Genomic DNA, 16,384 nt, shown 5'->3' with positions numbered 1-16,384 from the left:
AGACTATCCTACATTTTCCGGTTTATCCATACTAAACCGGATAATAATGAACGAAAGGGAAAAGAACACCACAAAGCCAATTCCAATAGGTACCAGATCATCAGTAAGGTAAGAATCTACTGTAGTCGCCACCAGCACAGCAATAATACTCGACAATGAGCCAATAATCGCCGCACCCAGCCCTGCCATATCTCCCAGAGGATGCATGGCAATCGCGTTCAGATTACCAAATAGCAAACCCACAAAGAAAAAACCTATAAATAACGAAGCTATTGTTACTGCTAACGGCGGCAACCCACCCGAGATTTCGATAATGCCCAGAAAGATCACAGCAAATGCGACAGAGCCTACCAAGCCTAGTTGCGTTACCCGATACATCCCCATGCGCATTACAATCTTACTGTTGATAAAAGAAGCCAGGCCGATGGAAAAGGCCAGTAGGGCAAAGATGTACGAGAACATTTTGCCTACCCCGTAAAAACCCTGAAAAATGGTTTGCGAGGCACTCAGATAAGAAAGAAAGCCTCCAAACACACAACCCATAGCCAACGTTGGGCCAATCACCGGCTTATGGGTAACAATAAACCACGACGAGCGGAAAAACTGCATCCACGAAAAAGCCTGACGATGACTGGCTGGTAACGTTTCTGGCTGTCTAATCCAAAACCATGCGCCGGTCATTACAGCCACTACAAGAAACAGGGTAAAGATATGGATCCAGGATGCTATATTGAGTACCCACTGCCCTACCATAGGCGCCAGCATAGGCACTAAAATAAACACCATCATAATAAATGACATGACCCTGGCCATGGCTTCGCCAGCAAACTGATCGCGAATAACAGCAGTTGAGGCAATACGAGGGCCAGACACCCCGAATGCCTGAATAACGCGTCCGATTAACATGGTTTGCATGTCCTCAGCGAGCATACACACGATGGTACCTACCACAAAAATAGCCAGCCCAAGGATTATGGCTTCACGGCGTCCCCGGGTATCACAATAGGGCCCAAAGAAAAGCTGTCCTACCGCCATCCCAGCAAAGAACAAAGACACAATTAAGTGACTCTCATGCACATCCGCTGCGCCCATAGCAGAGCCAATGGCTGATAAAGCCGGTAACATGGCATCAATACTCAGCGCCACCAACGACGTCATTACCGCCATTAATGCGATAAACTCAGGTAAGCCAAGTGCAGGTTTAACGTGAGCGGTTTTCTGGGTCATAACTAGAGAGTATTCCGGCTGGTAAGGACTTAAGACTGCTGAGTAAACTGAAAAAACAGCCCATAAATTAGCCGGCTAGTATACAGGAACTTTACGCTGACTGCGCTGAGTTAAGCGTGAAATAGCGGTAAAATAGCGCAGAATTTTAACGCTTTTTACGCACAGTCTGGACAAAAGGCGGAAACGAAGGTCGGCGCAGCCAGCGCTGCGCGCACAACATATATAGTATGGGGGATTAACAGTCTTTGTCTTTCAGGTCTAATTTCTCTTTGGCGTCTTCACAGGCATCTTCAAGGGCATCGCCTGCATCATCGGCTAAATCTTCGGCTTTATCCGCGGCATCTTCAGCCATTTCCTTAGCTTTGTCTGCGGCATCAGAAGCGGCCACTTTAGCGTCGTCCATGGCCTGACTGGCTGCACTTTTAAACTTACTCAGCGAATCTTCCGCCTGCTCTTTCTTTTCTTCGCTACAAGCGCTTAAAAACAGGGTAAAAAAACTCACAACAAGGAGGGTAGATAAATGTTTGTTCGCTTTCATAAGCAGAGTGTCCTTAGCAGGTGTACTTTATGTTTTAATGATGTCTGAACAGTAATGCTTTGACTACTTTGTTTAAAAATACCACATAAACACTTAACACCAAGATGAATTTTCCCACACTGTTCATTACCCGGGATGCCCCCTGCATTTTGATAAAAGTGGCTAGTACAGTCAGCCCGATAAGGATAAAAATAATCATCTGCTATTCCTTTAAAATACGGCGCCGCGTTCGCGGCATAACAAGCTTACATTGCGAATAGCTTGCCAGATCTTAAATAGCACTATGGAACAACGGGTTAGATATTAATCACAGGAAAAGTTTAGGGGGGCAGTGTGTAAAAGTGTCTGCCCAAGCAGACACTTTTACCCAGCGGTTAGCCTTTTTGCTGATCAGGATGCAGCGACTTACCCAGAATATGATTATCCCGGTCGATAACGGTTGAAGCACGGCCCACAATCAGTGGATCCGGCGCTTTAGCAATACGTCTGTCCTTATTAGGATAAGGCATGGAGTGCAAGAAATACTGCATACAGTTAAGGCGAGCCCGTTTTTTATCATCAGACTTAATGACCACCCAGGGCGCATCATTGGTATCGGTGTAGAAAAACATAGCTTCTTTGGCCTCGGTATAGTCGTCCCATTTTTGCTGAGCCAGTTTATCAATAGGGCTTAACTTCCATTGTTTCAGCGGATCGGTTTCGCGTTTCTGGAAACGACGGGTTTGTTCTTCCTGCGTTACCGAGAACCAGAATTTGAATACCCGGATACCGCTGTTAACCAGCATCCGTTCCAGCTCAGGGGTCTGGCGCATAAACTCAAGATATTCATTGGGCTCACAAAAACCCATTACCCGTTCTACGCCTGCCCGGTTATACCAGGAACGGTCAAACAGCACTATTTCGCCGGCGGTGGGTAAATGCTTAATGTAACGCTGGAAGTACCATTGTCCTTTTTCTTCTTCAGAGGGTTTTTCCAGCGCAACAACCCGAGCACCACGAGGATTAAGATGTTCCATAAAACGTTTTATGGTGCCGCCTTTACCCGCCGCATCGCGTCCTTCAAAGATCATAACAACCCGCTCGCCGGTTTCTTTAACCCATTTCTGTACTTTAAGCAGTTCTACCTGCAACTGATGTTTATGCTGCTCGTAGAACTGTCGCGTTACCTTGCGCTTGTACGGGTATTCACCAGAGCGAAATGACTCGGCAATATACTGATCGTCATGGCGCATTTCGGCCAGTGAATGGGGATGTTCGTTATCATCTGCCGGGGTCGGCACTGCGGTTAGTTTTTGCGTTTCGGACACGTTCAATTCTCCTTCTATCTGGAATAATTGTACGCCTGTTACCACCTTTTCGGAGGGCAGTTTCACGCTTAATCCCGTCACGTCTGATCTGGATCAAAAGCAAACCGAAGCCCCGGAAAGGTGCGCTCAGGCACCTCTCCCAGGTCGACATGGATTATAAATATTCAGCCAGAAACTTATCCATTTCCTGAAAGAACTTTACGCGATTAGACTGAATGGATAAATGGTGATTACCCATAGGTAGTTCAACATAGCGGAAGGATTTGTCTTCATCTTCCAGTTCGCCGGCCATCATGCGGCTTTGCTCTACATGCACCACCCGGTCTTCCTCACCATGCACCAGCAGAATTGGGGTTTTGATTTTTTCCACATAGTTAATCGGGGAGCGACGATCCCGGTCATCACTGTCTTCGCCAATTTGCTTCTGTACCAGCTTTGAGTTCAGGAATCCCCTTGCCCGGCGTACCAGCCGGTCCAAATCACTCACACCGGCAAAGCTTACCGCGCACTGATACATGTCCGGGCTTTTCACGGTGGCCGCCAACGCAGCAAATCCACCGTAGCTGGCACCCACAATACAAATGCGATTTTTATCTGCATAGCCTTGATCAATCATCCACTGGGTGCCATCCACTACATCATCCTGCATGGCCATACCCCAGTTTTGCATTTGTGACTCACTAAAGGAAAAACCATACCCGGAGGAGCCTCTGAAATTAGGCCGTAACACGGCATAGCCACGGCTGGTAAAATAGGCAGTCCAGTAATCAAAACCGTCATACTCGCGGCCACTTGGCCCGCCATGAGGAAATATCACCGTTGGGTAAGGCGCCTGCCCTTGTTTTGGTAATGTAAGGTAGCCTTCGATCTCGGCTTTGTCGCGAGCGGTAAAGGTTATCAGGTTATGCTCGGCTAAAACGTCCGTGTTTATATCCGGATACTGATCAAACAAAAAGTTGATGGTGACTTCTTTCTGATTACCAATGTAATAACGGCCCGGCGACGTATCACTTTCGGAATAAAGCAGATAAATGTCCTCGTTGGTGCTAAACCCTCTAAGGTAGTTGTGTTTACCCTTAAACAGTTTATCGAGACCTTTTTGCAGCGGTGCATAACGGTCATCCCAATAATACCGGCCACCTGGTGCATTACTGTGCTTTACCCCAATCGCATCCCTGGTTTTAGGCGAGTAGATGAGCCCGCCATCCACGTCGTAACTGTCGTCGGCATACACCAGAGTTTCCTCACGGGTTGTCAAATCCAGTTTGTATAGCGCCTTAAATTGATTTAAGTATTTTTTGATGTACAAAATGTTGGGATCCAGCGCAAATCCTGCAACATAAACCGGTTTGTCGGTAGACACATTAAACGCGTACAGCTCTTCGTAGTTGTCGTCTTCATCACGCAAAAAGATTTGCCGGTCGCCGGTTTCATAATCCAACGCAATACCAATTCGCACGTTGCCCTGACGATCAGTAATCCAGTCCCGGATCCGCTTTTTCCCTTTGATCAACCGCTGTATTTTCCGTGATTTTAAACTGACTTTGAAAACCGACTTTTCAAAGGGGCGGGAAATATCGATTGCCATTAAAATGTTGTCAGGATCATCGGGCAGATAATCAATAATGTCATCCTGAAACTGGGGGACATAACCCGCATCGTTCTGGTAGCGTTTAATATGCCGCCAGTCGATCACCTGTTCCGGCGTTTCGCCCTGGGAGTCGTATTTCATTTTATACAGGCGGGTTTTAAAGAATTTCTGCCCGCCTTCAGAAACTTCATAACGGGCGCTTACAAGCAGGTCTTCGTTGTTAGCCCAGTGATACCAGTTTATCTTAACCTGGCGGTTATCGGCCTTAAGCAGGTAGTAGGCCTTACCGGTAGCCAGGTCCAGAGTCATCAGGGCGGCTAAATCTTCGCTCGCCGAATTACGTTCCATGGCAATTCGCTTGCCGTCAGGTGACATAGCAACACTGTAAAATTGCGGCAAACGGGCAAACACATCGACAGGTTGAGGCTCTCCGAAAGCGGGTAATAAAAAGAAAACTCCCCACAATAAAGCCACTAACTTTACAGACCGGCAAATCATTCTACGTTCCTTGTTTTTTATAATAAAAATAGCAAACACAATATAAACGAAAGTGCTCAACAGTCGCAACAAGCCGCTTGTCGGCGGAAATTGCTGTAGTGCAAGGAACGAAAAGAGTAAACTTCTGGCGTAGATTCTGCTTATGTCTGCGTTAGTACCTTTATAGTGTTAGCCAGCGTGCGAGGAGCACAATTCTTTTTAATGCCAGTTTGTATTGTATTGCCGTTTCGATATTTGCTACGCCCTTTAGTTTTGCTTGCGCTTTTTGCTTTGCAGCCAGCGCAGGCTTTGGAATTCAAACTGAAAGGCGTGGACAAAAGCGAACTAAAAAAGAATATCGGACTGTATCTGGACCCGATAACGCTAACCAACAATAGCCTCGACGAGCCCACCGAAGAGCGCATTATCCGTGCTGTAAAAACTGCGCTGCAGCCATTCGGTTTTTACAAAAGTGAGGTTGAGCTGTATTTCGACGACGAAGACTTAGTCGTCGATGTTACCCTGAAAGAGCCTCTGCGGATAACCAATGTAACCCGTGAAATCATCGGTGAGGGCCGCGATGATGACGCATTTCGGCAACGCTTTAACGCCTTTTCGCTCAAACCCGGTGATGTGTTGCATCAGCCCACGTACGAAAAATTTAAGTCAGAGATGTTTAATTATGCCCTGTCAAACGGGTATTTCGATTTTCATTGGCAGGCAACCCGGCTCGACCTGGTCAGAGAAGAGTATGCAGCCAATATTCTGCTGATCGCACAAAGCGGCCGTCAGTATGAATTTGGTGACATAGAATTTATTGGCGACGACCGCGCCAGTGCTATTATTGGCCGTCTTAAAACCTTTACTAACGGCGAGAAGTACAGCTCAGCCAAACTTACCGAATTTAACCGACGATTAAACGAAACGGGCTATTTTGCCCGTGCTATTGCACGCCCTGTTGTGAGCCGCGCTGACGGCGCCAAAGTGCCTATCCAGGTTGCACTTTCGCATCTGCCACGGGATATCTTTAACCTTGGTGGTGGTGCTAACTCTGACAAAGGCCCCCGGGTCCGGGCACGTTGGGAACGTCCCTGGGTGAATACCCGTGGTCACTCTCTTACCGGTCAGATATTTGTGTCTCAGCTTGAGCAGGCCGCAAGCCTTGATTACCGCATTCCGCTGGAGGACGTAAATAACGATTACGCGAGCTTTCAGACCAGTTATGAATTTGAAGACAACGACACCAGTGATACGGAAAGTGAAACACTGAGTATCTCCGCACATCGGTTTTGGAAAGACGCCCAATCCCCCTGGCAACGCAGCGTGTCGCTAACCTACGAAAGAGAGATGTTTACCCAGGGTATCAGCGAGCCACAAACCATTAATTTGCTCATGCCTGGCTACTCCATAGGTTACACCAAGTCGGATCAGGAGCTCAGCATCAGTAATGGCCAGCAGTACATTATTGCCGTCCAAGGCGGGCATGAGAGCGCAGGAAGTGACATATCGTTACTCAAGGTCACCGCTAACGCCAAGATTATTACCACGTTTAACGATAAGCATCGTCTTTACCTGCGGGCAGAAGCCGGGGCAATCCGCACCGATGATTTTAACCGGGTACCGTCGTCATTACGCTTTTTTACCGGTGGCGACCAAAGTATCCGTGGTTTCAGCTATCAGGAAATATCACCTACCGTGCTCGATGAAGAAGGTGAGACCGTGCTGACCGGTGCGCGCTACCTGGCTACCGCCAGCGTTGAGTACGCCTACCCCGTTGCCGACAACTGGCGTGCAGCCATTTTTGCCGATGTGGGTACTGCTACCAATGATTTTTCGGAAAGCGTATCCCGCGGTATCGGTATCGGCGCTCATTGGCTGACCCTCATTGGCCCGGTGCGATTTTATATTGCCCTGGGTGAAAACGATTACGATTCGCAGTTACGCTTCCACTTCTCGCTGGGGCCGGAACTATGAGTATTAACCGTCTGGCCAGGTTTTTTCTGCTGATACTGCTCACAGTGCTACTGCTGGCGGGTGCCCTGTTATCTCCATTGGGCACACCGCTATTGAGTTATGCTGCCAATAAATACGTGCCCGGTTTATCAGTAAAATCCATATCGGGAAGTGTGCTTAGCGAACTGACAGTAGAGCAACTGAACTGGCAAAATGAACAATGGCAGGTCAGTGTCGCTAGGGCATCAATTGCCCACGACTGGCACTGCTTGCTGAACACTCAGGCCTGTATTACCGCGCTTAAGGTTACCTCGCCCCACGTCACGCAATTAGCGGTAAGCGCACCAGCAGAAAGCGCCACTACCGAGCCCACCGGGGACATCAGCTTACCCCTTGGGATCACCATTGACGCTTTAACGGTTAGCGATGTCCGCTTTAACAGTCCTGCTGTAAATATTAGCGCGCAGCAGTTAACCGGCCAGCTTAGCTGGATAGACGTACTGCGGGCGCAGTCACTGCATCTTGATGGCGTTGAGCTTACTCTGCCGGAAAGTGAGCCCCAACCGAAAACACCGTTAATACTGGCGTATCAGGCGCCAGCATTACCTGAAGTCTACGTGCCCTTATCGATAGACCTGATTAATTTTAATCTGACAGACTTTAGTGTTGTTCAGGGTAAACAGGAACTGGTCGCCCTGGACGCTTCCTTAAATCAGGCGCAGATTCACGGCAATGAGGTCCGGGTTACCGACTTACAAGTCAATATGCCCCAGCTCCAGGCTGGTTTAAACGGTAAGCTCTCGCTTAGTGGTCAGTATCCACTGGAGCTGGCCCTGCTCGCCGATCTGCCGGTAGAGGACTCTGCCCAGCATGCTGAATTGAATGCCAGCGGCGATTTAAGCGACCTGGCACTAACCCTGACTACAAGCGGTCTGGCCAGCGCTGACATTAAAGGTAATATCAATGTGCTGAACGATAACCTGCCAGTTTCGCTGCACACCCAATGGCCGGCCCAAACCCTTAAACCGCTAGCCGATGTGCAGCTTGATAGTGGCGTAATGTCAGTGCAGGGGCAAATGGGCGAATACGCTATCCAGCTCAACGGCGCAGCCACCATCCCGGACGTGTCGCCAGTTAAAGTGGATTTACTTGCACTACTGGGCGACCGCTCACTGGCCGTCTCGGCACTTAACAGCGAAATACTGCAAGGCGAGGTTACGAACAGCGGGATTTTATATTTTAGTGAATCACTCAGCTGGGAAGGTATAACCCGCCTGACCGGTGTAGACTTACAGACCTTGTCGGAAAACGCACCGGGCAACCTTAATGGTGTACTTAAAGCACAGGTAAACATAAACGACAAAGGGCCTAATATACTGGTTTCGGATATTCGCCTGACGGGCGAGCACCTTCGCCACCCATTCAGTTTAAGCGGTGATGCTGTTTACTCAGCCAATAGCGATATCATGGTTGCCAACCTGGCAGGGGATCTGGCCAGCAATCAGTTTTCGGCCGTTGGCCAGGTATTCAACAAGCAGTATCTCGATGCTTTGATCGCCCTGGATTTACCCGAGCTGGCAGCACTTTACCCGGATATTTCCGGTTATCTTAATGGTACTGTTGCGGTTAAAGGTGAATGGGCAACTCCGGTTATCGATGGCAAGATCAATCTGACCAATGTAGCGGCCAGTCCGCGCCTGAGCGAAGCCGCGGCTAACGAGGGCCCGCTTAATGGTGAAATCAACTTGCAAGGCTCCCTGGCCGAGCACAACCTCACGGCGAATCTTCGGTTACCTGAGCACACCACCACTCTGAACCTGCAAGGACAATGGCAGGATCAGCAATGGCGCGGCGTTCTGTCTGATACGCAGCTGGCTATTTTAAACACGGTCTGGAAATTACAAACAGACGTTGAGCTGAGTTTTGATGCCGAATCACAGCACGCCATAGTCAGCAAACATTGTTGGAAAGCCAGAGAACAAGGCTCACTTTGCATTAACAACATGGACTACACTCCGGCAAAGATTGCCTGGAATGTGCAGGCAGACTCACTGCCACTGGGTTTATGGGTTGACGAGTTAATGCCAGAGTTACTGGTAGAACGTAACAATGCCATGTTGAATATAGCCACCAGCGGCAATTTTAATACCACCAGCCAAAACGCCGCCGGTCAGCTACAAATTAACGTTAGCCCGGACAGATGGCAGTTGGCCGGCAATGAACCCGTAACAATTAATCTGGATGAGGTGAGCTTTAGCGGGGAATTCGATGAACAACAGCTGGCTTTAACCGGCAGTATTAAGAGCCCTCAGATTGGCGCTATTACGTCACAAGCCACTATTTTTCCATTTACTGAAACCCCGGGCATAGAAGCGAGCATCAACATAGCTGACTGGCAACTGGCACCGTTTAAGCCGCTCATTGCCCGAATGGAAGAATTAACCGGGGATATTAACGGCAATATCACCCTGAAAGGGCCGCTGAGTTTACCCGCTATTGAAGGGCAACTCTCATTACAGGATGGCTTTATTAACAGCGAAGACCTGCCGGTTACCATTGGACAATGGCACCAGACTATTAACTTAAACGGCGCCAGCGCCGACTTTGAAGGTGACTTTTTACTGGGCGACGGCCCCGGTAAGCTCAGCGGTTCAGTAGACTGGCAGGACGAACTTTTAGTCGATTTGGCCGTTAAGGGTGATGCTTTTACCGTGCACTATGATGGCAGTCAGGTAAAGGTTTCACCTGATCTGGAAGTCGCTTTGCGCCCTCATCAGGTTGATATTACCGGCAGAATTGATATCCCCTGGGCCAGGGTCAAAATTGAAGAGTTACCGCCCAGCGCCGTGTCGCCGTCACGGGATGTGCATTTACGCGGAGAACCGCCCAGTGAAGCGCTGGTCGATAACATTAACGCTAATATTATGGTGACCATTGATGACGATGAACGTGAAGAAGTCAGACTGGACGCCTTTGGCTTAAAAGCCACGCTAACCGGCGGATTGAATGTGCAAACTCAACCCGCCCTGACTGGCTATGGTGATTTGCGGATTTTAAGCGGCCGCTATGCCGCTTATGGCCAGAACCTGATTATTCGTACGGGTGAAGTACAGTTTAACGGTCCGCTTGATCAACCTATTCTGCTGGTTGAGGCAATTCGCGATCCGGATGTCACCGAGGACGACGTGATCGCCGGAGTAAGAGTAGAGGGTCCGGCCAATCAACCCAGCGTTTCACTGTTTTCTGAACCCACCATGGATCAGGCCAAAAATCTCGCCTACTTACTTAATGGCAGCGGCGGACTGGGCGGTGGCCAGATGGACGAAAGCGCTTATGCAGCCATGTTAATAGGCTTTGGTATATCCAGCTCCGAATCACTCACCAGCAACGTAGGCAATGCTTTGGGCATTGAAGATTTATCGCTGAGTACTACCGGACAAGGTGACAACACCAAGGTCGCCATTTCCGGCAAAATCGCCCCCAATCTGACCGTGCGGTACGGCGTAGGTATGTTCTCTGAAGGAGAAAGCGGCGGTCAGGAAGTGGCCCTGAGGTATCAGATATTATCTGACCTGTACCTTGAGATAGTGCGCAGTTTATATGTCACGGTGGATCTTTATTACCAGTTTACCCTCGGTGACAACAAGCCACCGGCGAAGGAAGAAACCAGTAATAAAGACAATTAACGTTAGCCTCTGGCACCGAGATCGGTTACGCGACCGTTTTTAAGGCTGTAAATCCAGCTGTGGATGTGCAGTTCCTGATTTCGGGCCAGCGCATCCTTAACAATGGTAGTGCGTTTTACATTATCGGTTTGCGCCATCACGTTAAGCTCACACAAACGGGCAGAACGCTCTGATTCCGGCAGAGCCTGCACTTCATTGTAGTGTTGTTTATAAATATCTTTGATGTGGCCCAACCAGTTATCAATAAGACCAAACTGCTTGTCGCTCATAGCGGCTTCCACACCTCCGCAACCATAATGACCGCAGACAATAATGTGCTTCACCTTAAGCACGTCCACCGCATATTGCAGCACTGACAAACAGTTAAAATCAGTATGAATAATCAGATTCGCCACATTACGATGAACAAATATATCCCCCGGCAACAAATCAACAATCTGATTTGCCGGCACCCGGCTGTCTGAACAGCCTATCCACAAATAGTCCGGTGCCTGCTGCTTGGATAAGGTATCGAAAAAAGTGGGATCAGCGGCGTGCGTGCGGGCTGCCCAATGTTCGTTGTTATCAAGTAACCGTTTAATATCATTCATAAAAAGCAGGCAGCCTGTAGTAGGAGAGGGCAAAAGAGCGCGAATTCTAGGGCCACATCGCTATGGCCACAAGTCATTTTGCTCCTGACTGACCAGTTGCTCGTATTCGGCCTTAAACTTTTGTTCACGTTTATAAGCCCAGAGCCCGAACCCCGCCATCAGCATACACACAACCAGCAGGGTAACAATACCCCCATTATCAACAAAGCGCTGCCACGTTACTTCACCCATCAACCCCGCAACAGCCCAAACAAGCACCATTATAACGACGCCAGACCAGCTCGAATGTAAGGTTACACGGGCGATTTTCTGGTTGCTTAGATATTGCTTTTTAAGGGTTTCACGGTATTGATTGGTATCTGAAAACGAGGCCAGCAAAGCATGGCGGCGCAGCCAGATAATATAGCCGGTAAAAGCCCCGCCACAAACCATGACGCCGCTTAGTACTACGGCCATAAAAAGCGAGATTTCCTGCCAGCTGTAAAGTAGCGCACCAAGACCAATCAAAAAGCCCGTTAAATCCGATACTACATACCAGCGCTGCAACCACTTCTGATGCTTCAGTCGGCGGGTAACGTCAGCAAGATCGATTTCGCTCACCGGCTGCTGCTGCCACAGCGCTGAAAAATCCGGTTCCGGAGTATTGTTAGTCATTGCTCATCCTCTCCTGCAACGTGGTTTTGGCGCGTTGCAGTAATACGCCCACGTGATTTTTATTCAAGCCGCAGACATCAGCGATTTCCTGATAGCTCAGTCCTTCCAACGTTAGGGTCATCACCTGACGCATGGTTACCGGCAGGGTGCGAATTGCCTCCAATAAAGTGGATACCTGCCTGCTGCGGCTGGCCACATATTCCGGCTCGTCATCAATGGTCCCGGCGGTAGCGACAATGTTATCGTCATCCTGCAGGCTCACATCACGGCTTTTCACTTCTTTACTTACGTGTGTGACCGCACGGTTATGGGCAATTCTAAGTATGTAGGTTTTTAAACTGGCATCGCCATTAAACCGCTCCAGCCCCTGCCAAACGGCCAAAGCAATCTCCTGAAGTAACTCCTGACGCAACGATTCATTGGCCTCATAGCTCGATGCTACGCGGCTCAGTAACGCCTGATGCTCGGAGAGTATTTGCCTGAAGTCCTTTTGCACGAGTGTCCCGTTCAGTATGTGGTTAAGATGCCTTGCTTACTTCCTCTAGTCTGCGTGGCGAAAAAAAATTACACCGGTTTGTAATTTTTTTTAATCCGTCATGACTATACCGGTAACACAGCAGTTTGGTTAGTAGCTAAAGAGGAAAACACAATGATTCATACAGAAGTAATTTTATTGGTTAGCGCAATGATTGGTTTAGGCTTATTTTGTCATTATCTTGATGCTAAGTATCAATGGCAGTTAAGTGCATGGTTTTATGGAAAGCCGGTAAACCCATTTTTAAAGAAAGTCGCAGCGAGCGGCCACTCTTCCGCTGAAACAAAAAAAGACGCCGAAATAGCCGCTCTAAAAGAACGCATAGCGGTACTGGAAAAAATCGTCACCGAACCGGCATATGAGCTAAATCAGGAACTTAGTAAGTTGTGTCGGTAATAAAGAAAGTAACCGTCATCCCGCGAATTTAATAATTTCTCGTCATCCCCGAATTTACGCAGTAAATATCGGGGTTCTCCCAACATGTTATCGTGGGCTTAAAACATCTGCGGCTGCATTCGTCGGCACCCCGACGAATGCAGAGAAATCTATTGCAGCTAAACTCGATTTAGTCAGTCAGACTGTTCAGGAGATACCGGATAATTCCTGCGGAATTTCCGGTATGACGAATTTTTTGATAACGGATGGTTCTTGCAGAACTTCCGGTAAGACGGATTTTATTGATACCGGGCTGGTTAAGCACTGCCGAAGCTGCACTTTCATCCTCGTCATCCCCGAATTTACGCAGTAAATATCGGGGATCTCACAACATGATATCGTGGGCTTAAAACAGCCTGCTTTTCATTTGGTTCTTTTTATCGCGAAATACTGTGAGTGGGCAGAATAAGTAAAAGCGTAGAGTCTTCATGGAAGAAGACTCCGTCCAGCGAGGGCAGGACGCCCTCTCTGGACGATAGGTTTTACCTGCCCGCTCACAGTATGTTTCTTCGCGATCAAAGAACTGGGGGATTCCAAAGGGGAGCCACCTCCCCTTTGGGTGCTGTCGGCACCCCGACAAATGCAGAGAAATCGATTGCACTTAAACCATGATTTGGTGAGTCACACGGTTCAGGAGATACCGGATAATTCCTGCGGAATTTCCGGTATGACGGATTTATTGATACCGGATAGCTCCTCCGGCTCTTCCGGTAATAACAGTAGCAGCTAATCCTGCCCGGATTCCCCCATATCATCATCAACATCCTGCTCTTCATACTCAATATCCTCCAGCGGAATCACTTCACTGGTGCTGTAGCTCAGGCTCACTGGCGCAGAGTAGTTGGGTACATCATCGTAGCTGAAAACAGAATAATACTTAGCGATATTCGGGTTACCGAAGTTATCGTAAGTGTAGTTATCCGGGCCGGCGTAAAGCTTAACGCCATCGAGTGGTGACTTCGGCGGGTGGAAACGATTACGTACTACAAAGGTACCAACGAAGTCTTCGTGTTCCGGGTTCTTCCAGGTCAGTTTCACCTGCTTATTTTCTATCGTGGCATCAAACTGCGTCGGGCCGGGCAGGGTAGACTTGCGGCGTTGGATATATTTGATCACCAGCTGACACACCAGACTGCTGTTCTCGCTGTGCCAGTCCACCAGCGCACTGTGCTGAGGGGATGAAGCGGTGGCGCGGATAATAAAATGGAACGGCTGATTTTCGCCATACAACGCTTCTAAGTGCGTTTTACAGAAGCTGTCGAAAATAAAGTGATGGGTATTCCGCTCTTTTAACTGCGCATTACTCACTTCATAGCCAATAAATTCGATTTTCTGGCGGGCTTTTACGCTGTCATAGTCCAGGGCTTCAAGTCCGGCCAACTCAATAGTAAAGCGGATATCCTTGTTGGTATCCATGGCGCTTTTACTTTGCATGACCAGATACGCTTCGGTGATCACGGTGCGATCTGGTGGCGGCAGGTTATCCGGCTTAAACGCCATCTGGCCATACACAATCTCGCCCTGTTCATCAAAGCCGGAGCGCAGTTCACCATTAATCACCTTATCGCGGTAAATGGTGTGCAGTGCATCAGGTTTTAGCTCCAGGCGGTTAGTCGGCAGCGTATAAATCAGCTCAAGGTTAGGCCGGTAATGAATACCCGCACCGAATTTGCCGTAGCCAATATCAAACTGCATCATTTGCGAGTCTGCACCCACCGGCAGCTTTTTCGGGCCTTCAATACGCAGCAGCAAACGGCCACCATTGATAGAGCGCTTGATAATATGACGCTCTGCCACGTTCAACACCCACTCAGACCAAATGCCCTGGGTAAGCTTGTCTGAGGCCACGGACTGACCAAAGGTCTGCACCGGTGTCGCCTGATGGATTTGATTGAAATCGGTGATGTCGGAGATTTCATCGCCATCAAGCACCGATACCGTCCATTCGCCAAAATTCTCTACCTTGGCGTTTACGCGATTCATCGGGTACAGCGAGAATCGAGCGGCTTTTATCCGGGCACCTTCAGGCAAACTGTCAAGATTAAACGCAATCACGCCATAGCAGATACCGCGGCGCTTATTCACCCCCACAAACAGTGAGTTGTAGCCAAAGTGGTCGCGGTTTTTCTCGATCGTGTACTGCCCTACATAGCCCACGTTTTGTCTGGCCGGAAACAGGCCACGGAAATACTCGTCGCTGGAGAGTTTGGTACGCAGCTTAATTTCCGGGCTGAAGGGTGATTTGATACCGGAGATACGATCCACCGCGCGAATATTGTAAAAGTACTTATGGCCACTTTTGAGCTGCACATCAGTAAAGGTTAACTGGCGGGTGCGGGCGATTAAATTGGCTTCGCTGCACGGGCTTTTTACCGATTCTGCGCGATAAATCTCAAAATAAATGTCGTCAGACACCGCATATTCCCAACTCAGGGTAACGGTATACACATCCACATCGGATACCGTGAAGTTATCCACCCGGGCAGGGGCCGATGCAGAATAGTTAATCGCCTCGGACAGCGCATACTTCACCGCCGGAATGTTCTCATCCACACTTTGCGACATGTTAGTCAGGTAATCCGGGATGTTGCGGGTGCCCACTTCAACCACGGTAGCCAGAATACCCAGTGAATAATAGTATTCGCGGCCACTGCCGTGAATAAGGTTAGCCGGTGGCTTGCCCCGGTGAATACCGTACTTTCGGCCGGTGACCTTATGAATTTCTTTATTCATATTGGCGCACAGCACGTTGAGATCGGTACCTTCAATCTCAGACTCATGATTAAACTTATGCGCCGGGAAAAACACGTTACCCTGGGAGTGATAATCCAGTGCAATAGTGATGTTAGGGTGGGACAACACAAAATCACGAATGGCAGCGGTTTCGGGTTCAGAAAACGCTTCAGGCCCGGAGTAAGTATTTACCGTGGTATCCGCAGAACGTCTGAACCGGACGGCAAAATTACGGTTGAGGTCCACACCAAAAGTACCGTCACCATTATCCCGGCGATTCTTCCGCCAGAACGAAAAGTGAGTGCGGGAGTACTCAAATCCGTCCGGGTTTAAACAGGGCACCATATACAGCGTATTGCGGGTGAGGATTTGTTTGAGCGTAGGGTCGCTGCGGTAATTATCGACAATATGCTCAATAAACCTTATCCCCAGTTCATTGCCAATCCATTCCCGGGCGTGAATGGTGCCGGTATACAACAACGCCGGTTTATTATCAGCAAATTCCACGTCCAGTGACACCGTCACCAGCATAATAGGCCGCCCTTCCCAGGTGGTGCCAATCGACTGCAATCGGATCAGGTGCGGATGCTCGCCCATCACTTTTTCCAGATACTCAATAGTTTGCGGATAGGACGTGTATTGCTTTTTCATACTGCGT

At 48.9% G+C, this 16,384-nt stretch carries 12 protein-coding genes; 3 read left to right on the top strand and 9 right to left on the bottom strand.

Annotated elements, in window-relative coordinates; translation table 11 throughout:
* Window positions 1-3 precede the first annotated feature (3 nt).
* The 5 genes from BFC17_RS15195 to BFC17_RS15180 all read right to left on the bottom strand — a co-directional run bounded on the left by BFC17_RS15195 (window position 4) and on the right by BFC17_RS15180 (window position 5,161).
* Window positions 4-1,227: a multidrug effflux MFS transporter gene (locus BFC17_RS15195; RefSeq protein ID WP_070177348.1), complete on the bottom strand. Its 1,224-nt coding sequence runs from the start codon at window positions 1,225-1,227 to the stop codon at window positions 4-6.
* Window positions 1,228-1,462: 235 nt separating this feature from the next.
* The gene (locus tag BFC17_RS15190) at window positions 1,463-1,765 is read right to left on the bottom strand and encodes a hypothetical protein (RefSeq protein ID WP_083271768.1); all 303 of its coding nucleotides are present in this window, start codon (window positions 1,763-1,765) and stop codon (window positions 1,463-1,465) included.
* 34 nt (window positions 1,766-1,799) lie between these two features.
* Window positions 1,800-1,964 (bottom strand): hypothetical protein, encoded by a 165-nt coding sequence (locus BFC17_RS22605; protein ID WP_175439581.1) that lies wholly within the window; start codon window positions 1,962-1,964, stop codon window positions 1,800-1,802.
* Between the two features lie 175 nt (window positions 1,965-2,139).
* Window positions 2,140-3,072 carry a polyphosphate kinase 2 gene (ppk2, locus tag BFC17_RS15185; RefSeq protein ID WP_229680925.1) on the bottom strand — a complete coding sequence of 311 codons (933 nt, stop codon included), beginning with the start codon at window positions 3,070-3,072 and terminating at the stop codon, window positions 2,140-2,142.
* A 154-nt stretch (window positions 3,073-3,226) separates the two neighbouring features.
* Window positions 3,227-5,161 carry an alpha/beta hydrolase family protein gene (locus tag BFC17_RS15180; RefSeq protein WP_139142098.1) on the bottom strand — a complete coding sequence of 645 codons (1,935 nt, stop codon included), beginning with the start codon at window positions 5,159-5,161 and terminating at the stop codon, window positions 3,227-3,229.
* A 201-nt stretch (window positions 5,162-5,362) separates the two neighbouring features.
* Between BFC17_RS15180 and BFC17_RS15175 the strand changes: the two genes are divergently transcribed.
* Window positions 5,363-7,114: an autotransporter assembly complex protein TamA gene (locus BFC17_RS15175; protein WP_070177347.1), complete on the top strand. Its 1,752-nt coding sequence runs from the start codon at window positions 5,363-5,365 to the stop codon at window positions 7,112-7,114.
* Window positions 7,111-10,779: a translocation/assembly module TamB domain-containing protein gene (locus tag BFC17_RS15170; protein ID WP_070177346.1), complete on the top strand. Its 3,669-nt coding sequence runs from the start codon at window positions 7,111-7,113 to the stop codon at window positions 10,777-10,779. The genes BFC17_RS15175 and BFC17_RS15170 overlap by 4 nt, the downstream gene beginning before the upstream one ends.
* A 2-nt stretch (window positions 10,780-10,781) precedes the next feature.
* Here BFC17_RS15170 and can read toward each other — a convergent pair whose 3' ends face one another.
* From can to BFC17_RS15155, 3 genes are read right to left on the bottom strand one after another with little or no spacing between them, the layout of a single operon-like run.
* Window positions 10,782-11,369 (bottom strand): carbonate dehydratase, encoded by a 588-nt coding sequence (gene can, locus BFC17_RS15165; protein ID WP_070177345.1) that lies wholly within the window; start codon window positions 11,367-11,369, stop codon window positions 10,782-10,784.
* Between the two features lie 60 nt (window positions 11,370-11,429).
* Window positions 11,430-12,023, bottom strand: a complete 594-nt coding sequence (locus tag BFC17_RS15160) for a hypothetical protein (protein ID WP_070177344.1) — start codon at window positions 12,021-12,023, stop codon at window positions 11,430-11,432.
* Window positions 12,016-12,519 carry an RNA polymerase sigma factor gene (locus BFC17_RS15155; protein WP_070177343.1) on the bottom strand — a complete coding sequence of 168 codons (504 nt, stop codon included), beginning with the start codon at window positions 12,517-12,519 and terminating at the stop codon, window positions 12,016-12,018. The genes BFC17_RS15160 and BFC17_RS15155 overlap by 8 nt, the downstream gene beginning before the upstream one ends.
* A gap of 153 nt (window positions 12,520-12,672) precedes the next feature.
* Between BFC17_RS15155 and BFC17_RS15150 the strand changes: the two genes are divergently transcribed.
* Window positions 12,673-12,954: a hypothetical protein gene (locus BFC17_RS15150; RefSeq protein WP_070177342.1), complete on the top strand. Its 282-nt coding sequence runs from the start codon at window positions 12,673-12,675 to the stop codon at window positions 12,952-12,954.
* A 765-nt stretch (window positions 12,955-13,719) separates the two neighbouring features.
* On the opposite strand, the gene BFC17_RS15145 is transcribed toward BFC17_RS15150, so the two are convergent.
* On the bottom strand, window positions 13,720-16,377 hold the full coding sequence (locus BFC17_RS15145) for a M14 family zinc carboxypeptidase (RefSeq protein WP_070177341.1): 2,658 nt from the start codon (window positions 16,375-16,377) through the stop codon (window positions 13,720-13,722).
* Between the last annotated feature and the right edge of the window lie 7 nt (window positions 16,378-16,384).

The sequence above is a fragment of the Marisediminitalea lipolytica genome, from assembly GCF_001758465.1.
GTDB classification, from domain to species: Bacteria; Pseudomonadota; Gammaproteobacteria; order Enterobacterales; family Alteromonadaceae; genus Alteromonas; species Alteromonas lipolytica.
The sequence above is the reverse complement of the archived record's forward strand: the minus strand, read 5'-3'. Positions and strand labels throughout refer to the sequence as shown.

What these genes read in the sequence shown, in the direction of transcription:
- BFC17_RS15175 (WP_070177347.1), top strand. Translation starts at nt 5,363, where the DNA reads ATGCCAGTTTGTATTGTATTGCCGTTTCGATATTTGCTACGCCCTTTA.
- BFC17_RS15160 (WP_070177344.1), bottom strand. Translation starts at nt 12,023, where the DNA reads ATGACTAACAATACTCCGGAACCGGATTTTTCAGCGCTGTGGCAGCAG.
- BFC17_RS15150 (WP_070177342.1), top strand. Translation starts at nt 12,673, where the DNA reads ATGATTCATACAGAAGTAATTTTATTGGTTAGCGCAATGATTGGTTTA.
- BFC17_RS15190 (WP_083271768.1), bottom strand. Translation starts at nt 1,765, where the DNA reads ATGAAAGCGAACAAACATTTATCTACCCTCCTTGTTGTGAGTTTTTTT.
- BFC17_RS15170 (WP_070177346.1), top strand. Translation starts at nt 7,111, where the DNA reads ATGAGTATTAACCGTCTGGCCAGGTTTTTTCTGCTGATACTGCTCACA.
- can (WP_070177345.1), bottom strand. Translation starts at nt 11,369, where the DNA reads ATGAATGATATTAAACGGTTACTTGATAACAACGAACATTGGGCAGCC.
- BFC17_RS15195 (WP_070177348.1), bottom strand. Translation starts at nt 1,227, where the DNA reads ATGACCCAGAAAACCGCTCACGTTAAACCTGCACTTGGCTTACCTGAG.
- BFC17_RS22605 (WP_175439581.1), bottom strand. Translation starts at nt 1,964, where the DNA reads ATGATTATTTTTATCCTTATCGGGCTGACTGTACTAGCCACTTTTATC.
- BFC17_RS15180 (WP_139142098.1), bottom strand. Translation starts at nt 5,161, where the DNA reads ATGATTTGCCGGTCTGTAAAGTTAGTGGCTTTATTGTGGGGAGTTTTC.
- BFC17_RS15145 (WP_070177341.1), bottom strand. Translation starts at nt 16,377, where the DNA reads ATGAAAAAGCAATACACGTCCTATCCGCAAACTATTGAGTATCTGGAA.